Here is a 16,913-nt window from a genome sequence, read left to right as displayed (position 1 = left end):
CACCACACCCGAGAAATTGCTGCATCGCACTAGCTTTTGACTAGGGAAAACCCTATAATGTTTCTTAAGGGAAAACCCTAGCAAATGCAGTAACCAACCGGGAGTCGCCATGAGCTTCATTTTTGCATTGTTCCAAAAGGTCAGCGACCTCTTTGCGTCGCCCCATCTGCCGCTGGATTCGGACTACTCGTATGCAGCGCGTAGCCGCGAAGCAGAGCGCGTGCGCAAAGCGCAAGCCACGTTGTTCGGCGTCAAGCTGAGCGACTAAAAAGCAAAGTCGTATGGCCTGAGCGCGGACCACCGCGCATGGGCGTGCGCCTCGAGTGCGCCTCGAGTGCGCCTCGCATCATTGAAGCCACCGTCCGCGAAACGCGTGCCGTGGCTTTTGTTTTTGGGTAGTTACCGCCCAATTCCCCGTCTTTCCGAATATTTCCCGGCCGAAATGAATGTAACGGCGCCTCACAGGGTGCCGTCGTGCCATTCAGTTGATCCACCGCGCATGCGCTGTAGACGGGCGGCGGAAACCCAAAAGGCTGCTCCTCATCAGTCCCTCTCTATGAAATGTGCGCTTACAAGTGCTCACGTCTTCATGCGGTTTGCACCGCTAAAGTTGGTTTCAAGCGAACGGCGTCTGGTCCGAACCCAAAATTGCGGTTCGATGTCTGCCGAACACGGGCGCTGGCTTGATACAAAACTTTGCATGGGAGGTCGCTATGAAAACCTTTAACAAGACGTCGCGTTCGATTGTTGCAACCTTGCTGGCGGGCGGCGCGTTGCTCGCAGCCGGCAGTGCTTTCGCCCAGGAACGGGTGGTCGTCGAGAATGGTCCGGGACCGGCGGTTTACGGTCAGCCGCATATGATGCCGGTGGACGTGTCGATCAACCTCGGCTGGCATGGCGATCGTTACTGGGACGGCCATCGCTACTGGGCTCACGACGACTGGATGCGTCATCATCCGCACGACTACGATCCGCATCACCACGATGACCACGGCGACCACGGTGACCATCGCCCGCCGCCCCCGCGCTATTAATGCGCGCATGACGGCGCCGCATGTCGCGGCGTGAAGTCCGCAAAGCCGGTCTTTCCTCATGGAAGACCGGCTTTGTCACGTTCGGTCTTGGAAAACGACGCGCTACGCTATGCTTCAAGGCTTTCATCGACGGCAGCAGGAGAGCGGCGTGGACAAGGCAGTCATAGGCGTAGTGGGCACGGGGTTGATGGGCGTTGGCATTACGACGCAAAGCGCATTGCACGGGCACCGGACGATCGTTCACGATGTCGACCCGGCGCGCCTCGCGAGCGTTATGCCGAAGGCGGAAGCGGTGCTCGACGAACTGATCGACGCCGGACGCATCGACCACGCCGCCAAACGGGCGGCGCTCGCGTGCATCGAGACGCATGCGCAGCTCGACGTCATGGCGTCGGCGCAATTCGTGATCGAGGCGATTCCCGAGGTGCTCGAACTGAAGCATCGCCTGTATGCGTCGCTGGCTGAGTTGATGGCGGACGATGCAATCCTCGCGAGCAATACCAGCGGTTTCCCGCCCGATCAACTGGTTGCTCCGTTGCACGCGAAGGAGCGTTTTCTGATCGCGCATTTCTGGAATCCACCGCACATGATCCCGCTCGTCGAGGTCGTACCGGGTACCGCAACCGCGCCAGAAGTGACTGAGCAGACCGCCGCGTTGATGAGCGCGATCGGCATGGAACCGGTGGTGCTGACGAAGGCGATTCCGGGTTTTGTCGGCAACCGGTTGCAGTTCGCGGTGCTGCGCGAGGCGTTGAACATCGTGCGCTCGGGGGCGGCGACACCTGACGTGGTCGATCGGGTCATGAAGGCGTCGCTCGGGCGCCGGTGGGGGATCGTCGGACCGCTAGAGGGCGCGGACATGGGCGGCCTTGACACCTTCCTCGACATCTCCACGCATCTGATGCCGGAACTCGCTAAAGACGAAGACGTGCTCGATCTGCTGCGTGCGCAAGTCAACGCGGGGCGTGTCGGCGTGCGCAGCGGCACTGGTTTCTATGAATGGGACGAGGCGCATCTGGCGCAGGTTAAAGCCGGCCGCAAGCGGGTGATTAGCCGAGGTTAAGACCATCAGTTGCGCGGCGATCAGGCATCTTCCCTGAGTCTTGACGCCGCGACCAACCTATCCCGCTGCTTCCCAACCCCACCCAGAATCGATTCGGCCAGTCCGTCCGGAAATCCCGAGGGCACCAGCGCATCCACCGCACTGATCACATGATCAGTCGCGTCAACCACTTCAGCAATGATGTCCTGCGCCGTCTCGCTTCCGAACTCAACCTGCCGAGCCTGTTCGATCCAGTGCCGCCGCTGGATCTTGTCGATCAGATAGTGATTGGTACTGCCACGAACGGCCATCGCCATCTTCGCCTTCTGACGCGCAATCTGATTGCGCCCGGGGCCAATGATCGGATGTGCGGATAGCACGTCATAAAGTGGCGTCGATCGGTACAAACCGCTGGGCAGATGAAAAATACTGAAGTTCTTCGCGTGGCCATCCGTTGCTGCCAGTAGCCAGAACACGAGTTGGGTCTTGAAGAACTGTCGTCGATCCTGATCCGCGTTTTCTGAGCCGAGCAATACCTCCATGATCTCGGCGATACCCGGCCGACCGTCGGCTTGGTACTTCAGGTGTGGAGGCCTTCCAGTGGCCTGGCACATGTCTTCCTGGGGGAGGCGCACGATCCAGCTCGCGTCGCTCGACAGCCTGCGGTCGAAGCGTTCGACCACCAGCGCTTTCTGATCCTCGAACGTGGCAATCTCGCAATTTGCCGCTGGCAGTCCATACGCCGATACGATTTTCGAGCACAGCCATTCGTTTTCGATCGAGGTTCGCATGTCCGCCTGCATGTTCCCAACCAGGCCGAGCGGAAGCTTGAAGATATGCGTGGTCGGCGTGCTGCCGGTCGGGTATATCCACTGGTCATCATGGCGCAGCAGCGCAGTTTTCTCCTGGGCGCCGGCAATCGATAACCTCAGATCGGCACCGTTATCGTATTGGCCGAGCGGCGCTGCCGAGGTTGCATTGCGCAGCAACTGCGCGATCTGCGGCCCGGATAATGGCGTTCCGGAAATGTCGTAAAGATCAGTGGGTAGCTCGTCAGGTGGGAGTAGCTGGATCGCACCGACGCAGTCACGACCAAGCGCTACTAGCAGGTCAAAAGCATTCGTGCTGCCCGTGCGATGCCGTTGAGCCAATCGCCGGCGGATCGCATCGCTATCGGGAAGCAAATTGTCGAAGAATGCGCTGACCACGTCCCCGCGGTACGGTTGATTCCCGGGTGTGAACGGCATCGACAGGGAAAGAGGGCGCCCCTGTTCGTCTTCGATCCACTCGTCGAGATAACTCAGGCGGTCACCTTCCCGTGTTTTTTCCCAGTAGCCGACGGGCAGGCCGTTCATCCAGATGTCGAGTCGTTGCGTCTGAGAGCGGTGCGCCATGATTACCAGTTTTCCCGTTTCTTTTTGGTCGTGATTGCCCCAAGAGGCTGCTTCGAACTCGATGCCTTCTGAGTTCGGCCTGAGCGGTCGGAGGCCGACGGAACTTTCGCTTTCCTGGCGGCGGGGACGTGCCGTTGAAGCTTCGACGTGTCGGCCTGCGCTGGTTCACTGCTTGGCGCTGATGATGCCTGGCACATACGCAATTTCACGTTCAGCAAACGCATGACCTTAAAAAGCCGCTCGACGCTCGCCGATGCCGGATTGGCTTCCATTTGCGCGTAGCTTTGCTGGGTAATGCCTAGCAGTTCGGCCACCGCAGCTTGTGTAAGCCCTGCGGACTTGCGGAAGCCCAGCAGAATGGGGCGGAGCTGGCTTAGCGTCTTGATAGCGTAGTCCATCGGATTTTCTTCAGGCCCGTACAGTCTCTGGACTGTAGCACACAAATACAGGCAATAAGCTGTAAATGGATAATACAGGTTGTAGGATGTAATTTCGATTTACAGGTCCAGGCCTGTTAAGACGACACGCGAAGCCAACCGATGAACCGGAATCCACGCAAGAGGCAAATAGCAGCAGTCCGCTTCAAATCCGCTCTCAGCAGCCCTCGCCACTCTGCGGTATAAATACCTCCCGCCTCACCCGCAAACCCCAACGCGAACCCATGTCCCACTACTTCTACGACCCCGCTGCCGGTCACGGTCTCCCGCATGACCCGTTCAAGGCCATCGTCGCCCCGCGCCTGATCGGCTGGATTTCCTCACGCGCTACCGACGGCACCCTGAACCTCGCGCCCTACAGCTTCTTCGGCGCGTTTGCCAGCTTCCCGCCGATCATCGGCTTCTGCAGCGAAGGCCGTAAAGACAGCATCGCCAACATCGAAGCGACCGGCGAATTCGTGTGGAATCTGCCCAGCAAGCCGCTCGCCGAACAGATGAACCGCTCCTCCGCGCCGGTCGCGCCACACGTCGACGAATTCGAACTAGCCGGCCTTACGCCCGCACCGGGTCGCAACGTAGTCGTGCCGCACGTCGCCGAATCGCCGGCCGCGCTCGAATGCAAGCTGCTGCAAGTGGTCCGTTTACATACCCTCGACGGCAAGCCGATGGATAACTATGTGTCGCTTGGCCAAGTGGTCGGCGTCCACATCAACGAGGCCTATCTGAAGGACGGTCTGTTCGACACCCACGCCGCGCAACCGATCATGCGGGCCGGCTACCGCGCGGACTACGCGGGAATTGGCGAGATGTTCCAGATGTTCCGCCCGAGCGCATAATGGTCCGCAACGGCCGAAGCGTTTGAAGCAAGACGCACTGCGTAATGCGTGGTGCGTCCTCAGCCTGGTCGCCTTCGAGCAACGCATAGCCATCCCCGCAAACTGGCCCGCTTGATGCTTGCAACCGACGCTCCAACGCGTCGTTTTCAGCTGCCGGCTCACTCTCCAGGAGCGCGATCATGTCCACCGAATTCGCCATGCAGTTCAGCCATGTCCGCCCACAAGACACGCCCTACGTGGATCAGGGCCTACGCGACTTTTTTCTTTACCGTGATTTAGGCATCGCGCAGGCAACCGGCGGCAAGGTGCTCGCGCAACTCGTCAAGGCGAATCACGCACCAGAGCAAGGCACCGGTTGGCACCGCCATGAGGCTGATTTCCACATTGTGATCATGTTGAAGGGCTGGGCGCGCTTCATGTACGGCGACAAGGAGACGCTCGTCGCCGCCGGCGATTGCGTGCATCAGGCGCCGGGCATCGTCCATTATCTGTTCGATTACTCTGAAGATATGGAGTACATCGAAATCGTGTCGCCGGCCGATTTCAAGTCGATTGAAGTCGAAGGTCCGTGCGAAGTGCCGGCGGTGCAGCCGTGGAAGAGCGTGGCGGCTACCTGAACGAACAGATTATTGCGTCGCCGGTGGCCGCCGGCGCGGCGTCGGTGACGCCTGCTGCGGCTTGGCGGCGGAGCCGGAGCCGGCTCCATTCGGCGCAGCAGTAGTCACGCCGGTATCCACTTCTACATCGACCACCGCCGCCGCAGCCGGTGCTGCCGCAATCACCTCGGAAGCCGCGGCCACCGACACCGGCTGGATCGTGCGCGCTTGCGAACTCACCACCACCGCACGCGGTTCGTTGTCGTAAATCACCGCCCGCACGCGCGGATAAATTTGCCGCTCCCACCGATGCCCATTGAACACGCCATAGTGCCCCACGCCGGTTTGCACATGATGGGTCTTCAGATACGGCCTCAACTTGTCGCACATGTCCTGCGCAGCGAGGGTCTGACCAACCGCGCAGATATCGTCCTTTTCTCCTTCGACCGTGAGCAGCGCAGTGCGGCGAATCTTTGAAGGCTCTACAAGCCGCCCCTCCACCTCGAGCTCATGCAACGGCAGTGCATGCCTCTGAAAAACCGTATCGACGGTCTCCAGATAGAAATCGGCCGTCAGATCCATCGTCGCGAAGTATTCTTCATAGAAAGTGCAGATCGTCTCAGCCTTCGCCGGATCGCCTTTGGCACGCTCGTAATGCATGCTCTCGAACGAGTCGAGATGGCGGCTGAGGTTCATCGACATGAACGCGGTCAGTTGCACGAAGCCGGGATACACGCGACGGTGCGCGCCCGCAAAACCGAACGGCACCGCGCTGATCAGGTTCTGCTCGAACCACTCGATTGGCTTGCTCTTGGCCAGTTCGTTGACACGTGTCGGGTTGATGCGCGTGTCGAGCGGGCCCGCCATCAGCGTCATGCTGGCGGGCTGCGCGGGGTTGTCGTCGGCGGCCATCAGCGCGACCGCGGCCAACGCGGCGACCGTCGGCTGACACACCGCCAGCAGATGCGCGCCCGGTCCGATCGTCTCGGTGAAGTCGATCAAGTGCTGCACGAATTCGGTGAAGCCGAAACGGCCTTGGCTTAGCGGTACGTCGCGTGGGTTGTGCCAATCGGTGATGTAGACGTCGTGCTCGGCCAGCATCGTGCGCACTGTGCCGCGCAGCAGCGTCGCGAAGTGGCCGGACATGGGCGCGATCACCAGCACGCGCGGTTGCGGATGAGAAAGGGAGGCATCCTTACGAAAATGCAACAGCGAACAGAACGGCGTGTGCGCTGCCACTTCCTCGACGATTTGCACGGATTTGCCTTCCGTCACTACGCTATCGATGGCGAATGGCGGCCTGACAGGCGTGAGTCCGGCGAGCGTCAGCAACTCGCAGGCGGCGCGTATCGAGCGTCCATGCGACGTGTCGCCAAACGCGGGCCATGCGTCGAGCGAATGATTCACCAGCGCAGCGCCGTGCCGCATCGGCAGCATGATGTCGGCGAAAGCCTGGTATGTGGGATATGCGAACAGGTTCATAACCTTCGCACGAGTGCAGGAAAGGAAGGAGCCCGAATAGAGGCAAGTCATGTGCCAATTATGCCTTCGCACTGACGTGACCGTCACTGCACGCTGGCATAGCATTTGCGCGAGTCATGCCAGCGGGCCGAAATTGCCGCGCTTTGGTGCGCCCGCGCACGGCAACGTGCACGCGCATCGTCAGGCGTCGGCCGAACGCCTCATATGGAGGAGAAACGTATGACGAATACCACGCTCACCATCAGCAGCAAAAACTATTCGTCGTGGTCGCTGCGCGGCTGGCTGCTGACGAAGTTCAGTGGCCTGCCGTTCGACGAGATCGTGATGCCGATCGACGATCCCGCCGCGCGCGCCGAATTGCTGCTGCTGTCGCCGTCAATTTTGGTGCCGTGTCTCTTTCACGACGGCATCAAGATCTGGGACACCCTGGCGATTGCCGAATATCTGAACGAGTTGAAACCGGAAGCGGCGCTGTTGCCGAAAGACATCCGCGCGCGAGCGCATTGCCGCTCGATTTGCGGCGAGATGCATTCCGGTTTTGCTTCGCTACGCTCGGCATTGCCGATGAATCTGAAAGCGCATTTTCCGGGCTTCAAGGTGTGGGCGCGGGCGCAATCGGATATCGACCGTATCGTGACGATCTGGAGCGAGTGCCTGAGGCAGTACGGCGGGCCGTTTCTGTTCGGCGAGCGTAGCGCGGCGGACGCGATGTACGCGCCGGTGGTGACGCGTTTCGTTACCTACGACGTCAAGCTGGATCCGGAGATTGTCGACTATGGGCAGCGCATCATGGCGCTGCCTGAAATGCAGCAATGGATCACGGACGCGCAGCAGGAAGTGGAGGAGATTGACGAACTGGACGTGGAGTTTTGATGACGGCGCAGCGCCGCCTTTCGAAAGCTTTGCGTAATATGGCGGCGCATATTGCTGTCAACGCGCCGACGCACCACCACGCCACGTGCGCAGCAGTAGCGCATTGGTGACGACACTTACGCTCGAAAACGCCATCGCCGCGCCGGCCAGCATCGGGTTCAGCAAGCCGAAGGCGGACAGCGGAATGCCGATCAGGTTGTAGACGAACGCCCAGAACAGGTTCTGCTGGATCTTGCGCCAGGTCCTGCGCGAAATGTCGATGGCGTCGGCCACCAGCGCCGGATCGCCGCGCATCAATGTGATGCCGGCCGCCTGCATCGCGACGTCGGTGCCGGTCGCCATCGCGATGCCGATGTCGGCGGCAGCGAGCGCGGGGGCGTCGTTGATGCCGTCGCCCACCATCGCGACGATGCCAGCGCTGCGGATCTTCAGGTCGCGGATCACGCGGGCCTTGTCGTCAGGCAGGACTTCGGCGTGGAATTCGGCGATGCCGAGCGCCTGGGCGACGCTCGCTGCGCTGCCGTGGTTGTCGCCGGTGACGAGCACGCTTTTGACGCCCATTTGGGCGAGCCGTTCGACCGCCGCGCGGGCGGTTGGTTTGACTGTGTCGCCGAAGGCGATCAGTGCGAGCGCGGTGGGCGCAAGCGGTGTGCGCTGCATCAGCCAGGAGACGGTATTGCCGGCGGCTTCGAGCTGTTTTGCGTGTTCGGAGAGTTGCGGCGGCAACACGATGCCGAGTTCGTTGAGCCAGCGCGTGCTGCCAAGCGCCAGGGTGCGGCCATCGACGTCAGCTTCCACGCCGCGCCCGGGTACCGCGCGTGCGGCGCTTGCTGTGAGTGTCGCAACCGGCGACTCCGTCGCGACCTTCGCTATTGCAACAGAAGCTGAAGCGTCCAGCGTGCTCTCACCCAGCGCCCCAACGCCGCCATTCGTCGACGCGTTTTCAACCGCGGTGTCGTCTCGCAGATTGCCCACCTGTGCCGCTTCATACGCCTTCACCACTGCCCGCGCCAACGGGTGATCGCTATGCCGCTGCACGGCCGCGGCGAGCGCCAACGCCTCGTCGCGCCCGATACCGCCGATCGCCTCGAACGCCGTCACCGAAGGTTGCCCGAGCGTCAGCGTGCCGGTTTTATCGAACGCGACGATAGTCACCCGATGCGCGGTTTCCAGCGCCTCGGCGTCCTTGATCAGTACGCCACGCCGCGCAGCGACGCCGGTGCCGGCCATGATGGCCGCGGGCGTCGCCAGTCCGAGCGCGCACGGGCAGGCGATCACCAGCACGGCGACCGCATTCAGAATCGCGGTTTCGCCACCCGCGCCTGCAATCAGCCAGCCCACCAGCGTGAGCGCCGCAATCGCCAGGATCGCCGGCACGAAGACCTCGCTGACGCGGTCGACCAGACGTTGGATCGGCGCCTTCTCGGCCTGTGCGCTTTCCACGAGGCGGATGATTCGTGCGAGGGTCGTTTCCGCGCCGATCGCGGTGGTCGTCACCGCAATCGCGCCTTCGCCGTTGATCGAACCGGCAGTAACCGGATCGGCGGCCTGCTTCGGCACTGGCAGGCTTTCGCCGGTAATCAGCGATTCGTCGATATGGGTGCGGCCCTCGAGCACCGCGCCGTCGACCGGCACGCGTTCGCCGGGACGCACAATTACCACCGTGCCGACCCGCACTTGCGCGAGCGGTACTTCACGTTCGTCCGCGCCGACACGGATGCGCGCGCGGTCGGGGCGCAGCGCGTTGAGCGCGCGGATCGCATCCGTTGTCTGGCGTTTGGCGCGTGCTTCGAGCCATTTGCCGAAACGCACCAGCGTAATCACTACCGCCGACGCTTCGAAATACAGATGCGTCATGTCGCCCGGATGGGTCGCCAGTTCGTAGACGCTGATTCCATAAGCCGCCGACGTGCCGAGTGCCACCAGCAAATCCATGTTCCCGGCACCGGCCCGCACTGCACGGTAGGCCGCGCGATAGAAGCGCGCGCCGAACACGAACTGCACGATCGAGGCGAGGGCGAATTGCAGCCAGGGGGAAAGCATCGCGTGCAAGCCGAACCATTCGCCGACCATCGGCAGGACGAGCGGCAGCGTCAGCACGGCGGAGGCGAGCACGGCCGCTAGTTCGCGGCGGGTCTGGTTGCGTTTGCTTTCTGCGGCGGAGGCGAGGGCGGCAGTGTCGGCGGCGGACGCTGGTGCGTCTGGCGGCGCCAGCAGCGTTGCATCGTAACCGGCTTTCTTGACTGCTGCGATTAGCGCATCGGTGTCGGCATCTATGCCTGCGTCGCCTGGATTGACGGTTGCCGTTTCGGTCGCCAGATTCACCGACACGCTCGCGACGCCCGGCACTTTCGCGAGTGCCTTCTCCACGCGCATCGCGCACGAAGCGCAAGTCATCCCGCCGATCGCCAGTTCCGTGGCGTGCGAAGTTTGCGCTGGTGTGACGTCCGGGTGCGCCGACGGCGTGGCTTCATAGCCCGCTTTGCGCACGGCGCCGGCGAGCGTTTCGGGGTCGACGGCAGCGTTGCTGTCGATGCTGGCTTTTTCAGTGGCGAGATTCACCGACGCGCGCGTGACCCCCGGCACTTTGGCCAGCGCCTTCTCTACGCGCATCGCGCACGAGGCGCAGGTCATTCCGCCGATGTCGAGTTCGGTGGTTCTGGAGGGCGTAGCGTCCGCGGGACGCAGCGGCGTGGCAAGTTCGGTCATGGTAGGCAAGGCTCGTCGCAGCATCAGGCCGCATCATGAACCGAGTATTGACCTTCCCATGATGGGAAGGTCAAGGATGTTTTTGTGGCGCGCTACGGTTGATCGGCAAAAAAGCTCAGAATGCCGGCGGCGCGTCCAGCATCGCCTGGCCAACGGCCTTCTGTTCGTCGCTGGTGCGCGCCAGCAAGGCTTCAGCCGCACCGCGCCGGTCGGCGGCCTCTTTGTTCTGGCCGAGTTTCCATTTGCCGACCAGTCGCGTGACCTCGATCTCGAGGCCGACGATCGCCCCCAACATCTGGGCGATATAGTCGGCCGGCGCGTCGCCCATTTTCCACGGTACCGGTTCGCCCGCTTCCATCTTGCGGGTGAGCCGCGCGACCAGGCCGCGCACGAACGCCTCGTCGTCACGCACGACGATCCGGCCGTGCGCGTGCACCACCATATAGTTGTAAGTCGGCACCTGCCGATGCGTCTCGTGCTTGCTCGGATACCAGGTCGGTGAGATATAGGCGGTCGGCCCCTGGAAAATGACGAGGGCTTCCGGATTGGCGGCGACTTCCTGCCAGACAGGGTTGGCCCGGGCGACGTGGGCGCGGAGGATGCCCGCTTCCCACTCGAATGGCAAATGGTTCGCATCGAGCCCATTCGGCCCGTGCGTAATCAGCGCGCCGAACGGCTGCTCGGCAATCAGGCGGTGGAGAACCTCTGGACGGTTCTCTTCAAAATGGGCGGGCATATACATAAAACGCTCCAGATACAAAAGGGCGGCGAGTGGTCAGGAAGGGCGGCCAGCAAGGCAAGAACCGGCACGGGAGTGACAAAAATCATCAACCGTACTGTAAATGGTGTCCGCGCGCTCATTACAAAGCGCTATTGCTGCCTTTGCGCTTGCCTGGTGAACAAGGATACGATACAACCCGATGTTGTCGGCAACGCAAGCCGCGGACTGGCTGCGCTCGGCTTAGGGAGGCCACGCAAATAGCTTCCGCCGCGCACCGACGTCTTCCTTAGGACCGCACGTTCTGCCACCTGAACGAATGATAAAAAATCGCCAAGAACTGTTTTCGTTTCACTGGACCTGCGCATCGCTCGCAGGCCTCGCATTTCTGGCTGGTTGTGCGTCGACTCCGTCTACGACGCAAAAAACCACTGGCTGGATCAAGGACGAAGTCGCCGATTCGTATGTATTCGGCTATCCGCTGGTGCTGATGGGCGTCGCGCGCGACGCGGCGGTCGGCACCGATCCGGGCCAGGCGCCGATCAATACGCTGCGCCACGCACAGGCCTTGCCGCCGATCGGCGCAGCCAATCCGCTGCAACCGAGTCTCGACACGCTCGATTCGACCGGCTGGCTGGACGTCGGCAGCGAGCCGGTGATCGTGTCGCTGCCCGACTCGCACGGCCGCTACGTCGACGCCCGCGTGCTCGACATGTGGACCAATGTAGAGTGGTCGACCAGCTCACAGTTCGCCACCCGCGCCGCTGGCATCAAGGCGCAAACGATTGCCTTCGTCGGCCCGGGCTGGCAGGGCGATCTGCCCAAGGGCGTGACGCGCGTCGACGTGCCGACCCGCAACGCATGGGTGAGCGTGCGCATCCAGTCGAACGGCACCCGCGACCTGACGGCCGTGCGCAAGCTGCAGCGCGCTATTCGCGTCGCGCCGCTGAGCGTCTATGCCGGCGACACACGCTCGGTGTCGATTACGCCGCCGCACAGCAACGCCGCTGATGCCGCCGCCGCGGCCGCCTCCGGCACACCGTCCGCGCAAGTTGCCGCGCTCGACGCAAATGGCTTCTTTAGCCGGCTCGCACAGGCGCTGCCGGACAATCCGCCGACGCCGGCCGATCCGCATGCACTGAAAATCCTTTCTGACCTCGGCGTGACGCCTGGCGATCCGGTGAAGCTGCCGAGTGCGCCCGAGGCGATCGGCGCGGGTCTTGCCGACGGCCACGAACGCGTCGTCACGCCGCCGTCCAATCTGCTTAGCGGCAATGGCTGGAGCTGGTTCGGCGACGGCGTGGGCAACTACGGCCCTGACTACGCGATGCGCGCTTACGCTGCTGCGACCCAACCGGGCATCGGCACGAAGGACGATGAAGTGCGCGCGGTCGTCACCCAGGACAGCGACGGTCATGCGCTCAACGGCGCAAACCGCTATGTGATCCACTTCGCGCCGAACCAGTTGCCGCCGGTGCGCGGCTTCTGGTCGATCACCGCTTACACGAAGGACGGCGCGTTAGGGGAAAGCGCGCCGGCGCGTCTGGCGGTCGGCGATCGCAACGGTGCTCGCCGCAATCGCGACGGTTCGCTCGATGTGACGGTGTCGTCGACTCGCGGCAAGAGCGGCAACTGGCTGCCGGCGCCGCGCACCGATCTGCAACTGATGCTGCGTCTGTACGCGCCGAAGCCGGAAGCGACTGACGGTAGCTGGCAACCGCCGGCGGTTGTGCGTCAGTGAAATGCGCCAATGAAATGCGTCCGTGAAATGCAGCAGTGATATGCGTCACCGCTGTGACAGCAATGCATGAGTAACGCATAAATCAGTTCAGCCCATGTCCGCCGCTTCGTGCCGGCGGACATGGGCTGCAGTAGCGTGCAACAATGTGTAAGCCACGGCTTACATTGCTATCCCGCGTAAGATTCACCACTTATACTGCCGCTTGCGGGATTTTCGTTTCGCGGCGGGCTTGCCGCCGCATTACCCAAGACCGAGCATGGCAAGCCTCAATAAAGCATCAATCGCCTCTTCCATACAGACCGTGCGCGACGTCGCGCAGTCACGCCGTACCCGGCGTGTCATCACGGGTCTGTTGATCTTCCTCGTATTGTTCGGTCTGCTGGGCTTTTTTGCGGCGCCGCCGTTGATTCGCCACATTGCCGAGCAGCAACTCAGCAAGCAACTCGACCGGCCCGCCACGATCGGCCGCATTGCGCTCAATCCGTACACGCTCAAGCTCGAAGCCGATGGCGTGCATATCGGCGAGCGTGGCGGCGCGGGCGACTTCGTCGACATCTCGCGGCTCATCGTGAAGCCGTCGTGGAGCTCGCTGTTTCGCGCGGCGCCGATCATCGACGAAGTGCAACTCGACTCGCCACGCTTTCATATCGTTCGCTACGATGCGCAGCGCTTCAATTTCACCGACCTGATCGAGAAATTCTCGAAGCAGCCGGCCAAGCCCGCGAGCAAGCCGACGCTGTTCTCGGTGTCGAACATTCGCCTCGAAAACGGCCAGATCACGTTCGACGACAAATTGCTCGGCGAGACGCATGTGATCGATCAATGGAAGCTCGGCGTTCCGTTTATTGCCACGCTGCCTTCGAAAACCGATATCTTCGTCGAGCCGTTGCTGCGTGCGCGCATCGACGGCAGTCCGCTCGCTATCGACGGCAAGACCAAGCCGTTTGCTGCGTCGCGCGAATCGGAAGTGTCGCTGCGCTTCGAAGGGCTCGACGTGCCGCAACTGATCTCCTACGCGCCGACCAAGCTGCCCGTGATTGTGCAGAGCGGTAAGCTGTCCACCGATCTCAAGCTCAACTTCGTGATGTCCAACGACGTGCCGTCGTTGCGCGTGGCGGGCACCGTCGATTTGAACGATGTGGACGTGCGCGATCACAGCAAGGCGCCGTTCTTCGCCGCGCATGCGGTGCATGTGGCTGCCGCGACGCTGGAGCCGTTGAAGAGCCTGTACCACTTCGACGATATCCGTATCGACGCGCCAAGCGCCAATCTTGCGCGTGATAAAGAAGGCGTGTTGAGTGTCGAACGGATGTTCTCGACTGCGCCTGCTGCAGGGGCATCTGCATCAGCAGCGGCATCCTCGGCGGCCGCGTCGGCGTCCACGACGGCTAAAAACGCTGCGAGCGCACCAGTCGCGGCATCTGGTGCAACCACCACGGACAAAACCGCACAGCCTCTGGACCTGTCGATCAAGCATTTCGCGCTCAACGACGGCACCGTCAACGTTCACGACGAAGCCGCCTCGCGTCCGGTCGACCTCGGCCTGCAAAAACTGGCCGTCACGCTGACCGATTTCTCGACGCTCGCTACCGCCCCCGCACACTACACGCTCAATACCGACTTCAAGGACGCCGCCGGCTCGCTCGGCGTGGCCGGTGCGTTTGGCCTTGCCGCGAAGACCGCCAACGCAAAGCTCGATCTGAAGTCACTGCCGTTGCCGTTGCTGCAGCCGTACCTCGACGCGGCGACCGCGGCGCAGGTGGTCGATGGCGCGTTGTCTGCCAACGCGAACGTCGATGCGAACTGGTCGAAGTCGCCGGCGGCTGTAATGGTCACCGACACGCAACTGAATCTGCAATCGCTCAAACTCGCGCCGCGCGGCAGCAAGGCGCCGGTCGTCTCGCTCGCGCAAGGCCAGGTGACGGTCAAACAGGTGGACGTCGCGGGACGCACTGCCGATATCACCGGCGTCGACACGACCGGCCTCGTGGTCAATGCGCAGCGTCTGAAAGACGGCAGCATCGACCTCGCCGCGCTCGCCGGTCCGCATCAGGCCGAGCAGCAGCGTACCGCGATTCATGCGGTCAAGAAGGCGCAGGCGGAAGGACCCGCGTGGCACTACAAGATCGGCGAACTCAACCTGAAAGACGCGACCGCCAATTTCACCGACAACACCACGCCGAATCCAGTGAAGCTGAGCGTGACACCGCTGCAATTGAAGGTGCAGCAGATCAGCGACGATCTGAGTAAGCCGCTGCCGGTCGATCTGCAGGCGACGCTCAACAAGAAAGGCACCCTCGGCGTAAAAGGCGATGTCACGGCGACGCCGCTCAAGGTGGCCGTCAAGGTGAATGCGAACCGCCTGGATGCGGCGGCCTTCGAACCGTACTTCGGCAGCAAGTTGAATGCGCTGATCGCGAGCGCGTTGCTCAACGCGAATGGCGATCTCGCGCTGAGTCAGGCGAAGGCGTTGAAGGCGACGTACCGCGGCGACGTGGCGCTCGTCGATGTGCGGATGATCGACAAGGCAACCTCGGACCCGTTCGCAGGCTGGGGTTCGCTTGCGCTGACCAACCTGAAGGCCGACTATGACGAACACGGCACGGTGGTCGACGCCGGCCGCGTCACGTTCACGAAGTTCTATGGGCGTGTGCTGCTCGACGCGCAAGGCAAGCTGAATCTCAAGGACGTGGTCGCGCATGAAAGCGGCGCCGCGCAATCGCTGACGCGCGACAAGAGCGGCACGGAACCCGTGCCGTTGACGCCGCAAGCTGCATCCTCGCCAGAGCTGGCGTCCGCGCCGGTACCGGCGTCGTCCGCTACGCCCACCACGGTCACGGCCGCAACGCCGCCGCAAAACCCCGTCAAATTGCACTTCGGGCAACTGGTTCTGCAACAGGGCCGCGTGACGTACACCGACAACTTCATCAAGCCGAACTACACCGCGAACCTGGTCGGCATTCAAGGCACGGTCGGCGCGTTCGGCACGCAAACGACTACACCCGCTCCCGTGGACATTGCCGCGAAACTGGCGGCTAATGGTCCGCTGTCGATTCGCGGTACGGTCAATCCGCTGATCGCGAAACCGGCGCTCGATCTGACTGCGAGCGCGCACGATATCGAACTCACCAACCTCACGCCGTATTCGGCGAAATATGCCGGCTATCCGATCACCAAGGGCAAGCTCAACGTCGATCTGCACTACCAGCTCGATAACGACCAGTTGAACGCGAACAATCATATTTTCATCGATCAGCTCACGTTCGGCGATCACGTCGAGAACGATACGGCGACCAAGCTGCCGGTGCGTCTCGCGATCTCGCTGCTGAAAAATTCGCGCGGTGAAATCGACGTGAACCTTCCAGTGTCGGGTTCGTTGTCGAATCCTGAGTTCAGCATCGGCGGCCTGATCTGGCACGCGGTGCTCAATCTGCTGCAGAAGGCCGTCACCGCGCCGTTCTCGCTGATCGCCAATGCCTTCGGCGGCAGTGGCGAGGAATTGGGCTATGTCGAGTTCGAACCGGGGTCGGCGAAACTGTCCGACACTGCGGACAAGAAGCTAGACACCATCGTGAAAGCGCTCGCCGACAAGAGTTCGATCCGTATCGATCTGATCGGCCGTGTCGATCCGGCGATCGACGAACCGGGCCTGCGCGCGCAATACGTCGAACGCGAGGTCAAGCAGCAGAAGATCAAAGACGTGGTGGGCAATGGCGAGAGCGTGGATCTGTCAACCGTCACTGTGGATCCGAAGGAATACGACAAGTACTTGACCAAGGCCTACAAGGCGGCCGACTTCAAGAAGCCGCGCAATTTTGTCGGCTTGACCAAGAGCCTGCCGGACGACGAGATGAAGGCCGCGATGGCCGCCAACGCTCCGATCGACGACGCCAGCTTGCGGCAGCTCGCCCAACAACGCGCGCAAGCCGTGCAGCAGTATTTCGAGGGCAAGATCGACAGCAGCCGTGTGTTTATCGTCGCGCCGAAGCTGAACGCAGATGGCATCCAGGACAAGGGTGCGACGACGCGGGTTGACTTCGGCTTGAAGTGA

13 protein-coding genes are annotated in these 16,913 nt (G+C 62.1%); 8 read left to right on the top strand and 5 right to left on the bottom strand.

Features of this window, described 5'->3' with window-relative positions; genetic code table 11:
- Nucleotides 1-109 precede the first annotated feature (109 nt).
- The 3 genes from GNZ13_RS01540 to GNZ13_RS01530 all read left to right on the top strand — a co-directional run bounded on the left by GNZ13_RS01540 (nt 110) and on the right by GNZ13_RS01530 (nt 2,097).
- Nucleotides 110-268, top strand: coding sequence for a hypothetical protein (locus GNZ13_RS01540; RefSeq protein ID WP_172159847.1), 159 nt, complete (start codon nt 110-112; stop codon nt 266-268).
- Between the two features lie 445 nt (nt 269-713).
- Nucleotides 714-1,034: a hypothetical protein gene (locus GNZ13_RS01535; protein ID WP_172159845.1), complete on the top strand. Its 321-nt coding sequence runs from the start codon at nt 714-716 to the stop codon at nt 1,032-1,034.
- Nucleotides 1,035-1,143: 109 nt separating this feature from the next.
- Complete coding sequence (locus tag GNZ13_RS01530) at nt 1,144-2,097, top strand: 3-hydroxyacyl-CoA dehydrogenase family protein (RefSeq protein WP_172159843.1); 954 nt, start codon at nt 1,144-1,146, stop codon at nt 2,095-2,097.
- 20 nt (nt 2,098-2,117) lie between these two features.
- Here the strand turns inward: GNZ13_RS01530 and GNZ13_RS01525 are convergent, their stop codons facing one another.
- Together GNZ13_RS01525 and GNZ13_RS01520 are read right to left on the bottom strand one after the other, a co-directional pair.
- Nucleotides 2,118-3,470: a type II toxin-antitoxin system HipA family toxin gene (locus tag GNZ13_RS01525; RefSeq protein ID WP_172159841.1), complete on the bottom strand. Its 1,353-nt coding sequence runs from the start codon at nt 3,468-3,470 to the stop codon at nt 2,118-2,120.
- Nucleotides 3,471-3,472: 2 nt separating this feature from the next.
- On the bottom strand, nt 3,473-3,868 hold the full coding sequence (locus tag GNZ13_RS01520; RefSeq protein ID WP_172159839.1) for a helix-turn-helix transcriptional regulator: 396 nt from the start codon (nt 3,866-3,868) through the stop codon (nt 3,473-3,475).
- A gap of 263 nt (nt 3,869-4,131) precedes the next feature.
- Between GNZ13_RS01520 and GNZ13_RS01515 the strand changes: the two genes are divergently transcribed.
- Together GNZ13_RS01515 and GNZ13_RS01510 are read left to right on the top strand one after the other, a co-directional pair.
- Nucleotides 4,132-4,743 carry a flavin reductase family protein gene (locus tag GNZ13_RS01515; RefSeq protein WP_172159837.1) on the top strand — a complete coding sequence of 204 codons (612 nt, stop codon included), beginning with the start codon at nt 4,132-4,134 and terminating at the stop codon, nt 4,741-4,743.
- A 179-nt stretch (nt 4,744-4,922) separates the two neighbouring features.
- Complete coding sequence (locus GNZ13_RS01510; RefSeq protein WP_172159835.1) at nt 4,923-5,360, top strand: cupin domain-containing protein; 438 nt, start codon at nt 4,923-4,925, stop codon at nt 5,358-5,360.
- A gap of 9 nt (nt 5,361-5,369) precedes the next feature.
- Here the strand turns inward: GNZ13_RS01510 and GNZ13_RS01505 are convergent, their stop codons facing one another.
- Nucleotides 5,370-6,821, bottom strand: a complete 1,452-nt coding sequence (locus GNZ13_RS01505) for a polyhydroxyalkanoate depolymerase (RefSeq protein ID WP_172159833.1) — start codon at nt 6,819-6,821, stop codon at nt 5,370-5,372.
- Between the two features lie 219 nt (nt 6,822-7,040).
- Between GNZ13_RS01505 and GNZ13_RS01500 the strand changes: the two genes are divergently transcribed.
- Nucleotides 7,041-7,694 (top strand): glutathione S-transferase family protein, encoded by a 654-nt coding sequence (locus GNZ13_RS01500; protein ID WP_172159831.1) that lies wholly within the window; start codon nt 7,041-7,043, stop codon nt 7,692-7,694.
- 57 nt (nt 7,695-7,751) lie between these two features.
- Here the strand turns inward: GNZ13_RS01500 and GNZ13_RS01495 are convergent, their stop codons facing one another.
- Nucleotides 7,752-10,403 (bottom strand): heavy metal translocating P-type ATPase, encoded by a 2,652-nt coding sequence (locus GNZ13_RS01495; RefSeq protein WP_172159829.1) that lies wholly within the window; start codon nt 10,401-10,403, stop codon nt 7,752-7,754.
- Nucleotides 10,404-10,518: 115 nt separating this feature from the next.
- The gene (locus tag GNZ13_RS01490; protein WP_172159917.1) at nt 10,519-11,145 is read right to left on the bottom strand and encodes an FMN-binding negative transcriptional regulator; all 627 of its coding nucleotides are present in this window, start codon (nt 11,143-11,145) and stop codon (nt 10,519-10,521) included.
- A gap of 295 nt (nt 11,146-11,440) precedes the next feature.
- On the opposite strand from GNZ13_RS01490, the gene GNZ13_RS01485 reads away from it, so the two are divergent.
- Nucleotides 11,441-12,862: a DUF1254 domain-containing protein gene (locus tag GNZ13_RS01485; RefSeq protein ID WP_172159827.1), complete on the top strand. Its 1,422-nt coding sequence runs from the start codon at nt 11,441-11,443 to the stop codon at nt 12,860-12,862.
- 256 nt (nt 12,863-13,118) lie between these two features.
- Nucleotides 13,119-16,913, top strand: coding sequence for a DUF748 domain-containing protein (locus GNZ13_RS01480; RefSeq protein ID WP_172159826.1), 3,795 nt, complete (start codon nt 13,119-13,121; stop codon nt 16,911-16,913).

This window comes from Paraburkholderia elongata (assembly GCF_013177735.1).
Lineage (GTDB): Bacteria > Pseudomonadota > Gammaproteobacteria > Burkholderiales > Burkholderiaceae > Paraburkholderia > Paraburkholderia elongata.
Note: the sequence above shows the minus strand (reverse complement) of the source record. Positions and strands in the feature narration are given on the sequence as shown.

Bases quoted from the DNA above. Each gene is read 5' to 3' on its own strand.
- GNZ13_RS01500 (WP_172159831.1), top strand. From the start codon at position 7,041: ATGACGAATACCACGCTCACCATCAGCAGCAAAAACTATTCGTCGTGG.
- GNZ13_RS01485 (WP_172159827.1), top strand. From the start codon at position 11,441: ATGATAAAAAATCGCCAAGAACTGTTTTCGTTTCACTGGACCTGCGCA.
- GNZ13_RS01520 (WP_172159839.1), bottom strand. From the start codon at position 3,868: ATGGACTACGCTATCAAGACGCTAAGCCAGCTCCGCCCCATTCTGCTG.
- GNZ13_RS01535 (WP_172159845.1), top strand. From the start codon at position 714: ATGAAAACCTTTAACAAGACGTCGCGTTCGATTGTTGCAACCTTGCTG.
- GNZ13_RS01540 (WP_172159847.1), top strand. From the start codon at position 110: ATGAGCTTCATTTTTGCATTGTTCCAAAAGGTCAGCGACCTCTTTGCG.
- GNZ13_RS01495 (WP_172159829.1), bottom strand. From the start codon at position 10,403: ATGACCGAACTTGCCACGCCGCTGCGTCCCGCGGACGCTACGCCCTCC.
- GNZ13_RS01530 (WP_172159843.1), top strand. From the start codon at position 1,144: ATGCTTCAAGGCTTTCATCGACGGCAGCAGGAGAGCGGCGTGGACAAG.
- GNZ13_RS01480 (WP_172159826.1), top strand. From the start codon at position 13,119: ATGGCAAGCCTCAATAAAGCATCAATCGCCTCTTCCATACAGACCGTG.
- GNZ13_RS01525 (WP_172159841.1), bottom strand. From the start codon at position 3,470: ATGGCGCACCGCTCTCAGACGCAACGACTCGACATCTGGATGAACGGC.
- GNZ13_RS01515 (WP_172159837.1), top strand. From the start codon at position 4,132: ATGTCCCACTACTTCTACGACCCCGCTGCCGGTCACGGTCTCCCGCAT.
- GNZ13_RS01510 (WP_172159835.1), top strand. From the start codon at position 4,923: ATGTCCACCGAATTCGCCATGCAGTTCAGCCATGTCCGCCCACAAGAC.
- GNZ13_RS01490 (WP_172159917.1), bottom strand. From the start codon at position 11,145: ATGTATATGCCCGCCCATTTTGAAGAGAACCGTCCAGAGGTTCTCCAC.
- GNZ13_RS01505 (WP_172159833.1), bottom strand. From the start codon at position 6,821: ATGAACCTGTTCGCATATCCCACATACCAGGCTTTCGCCGACATCATG.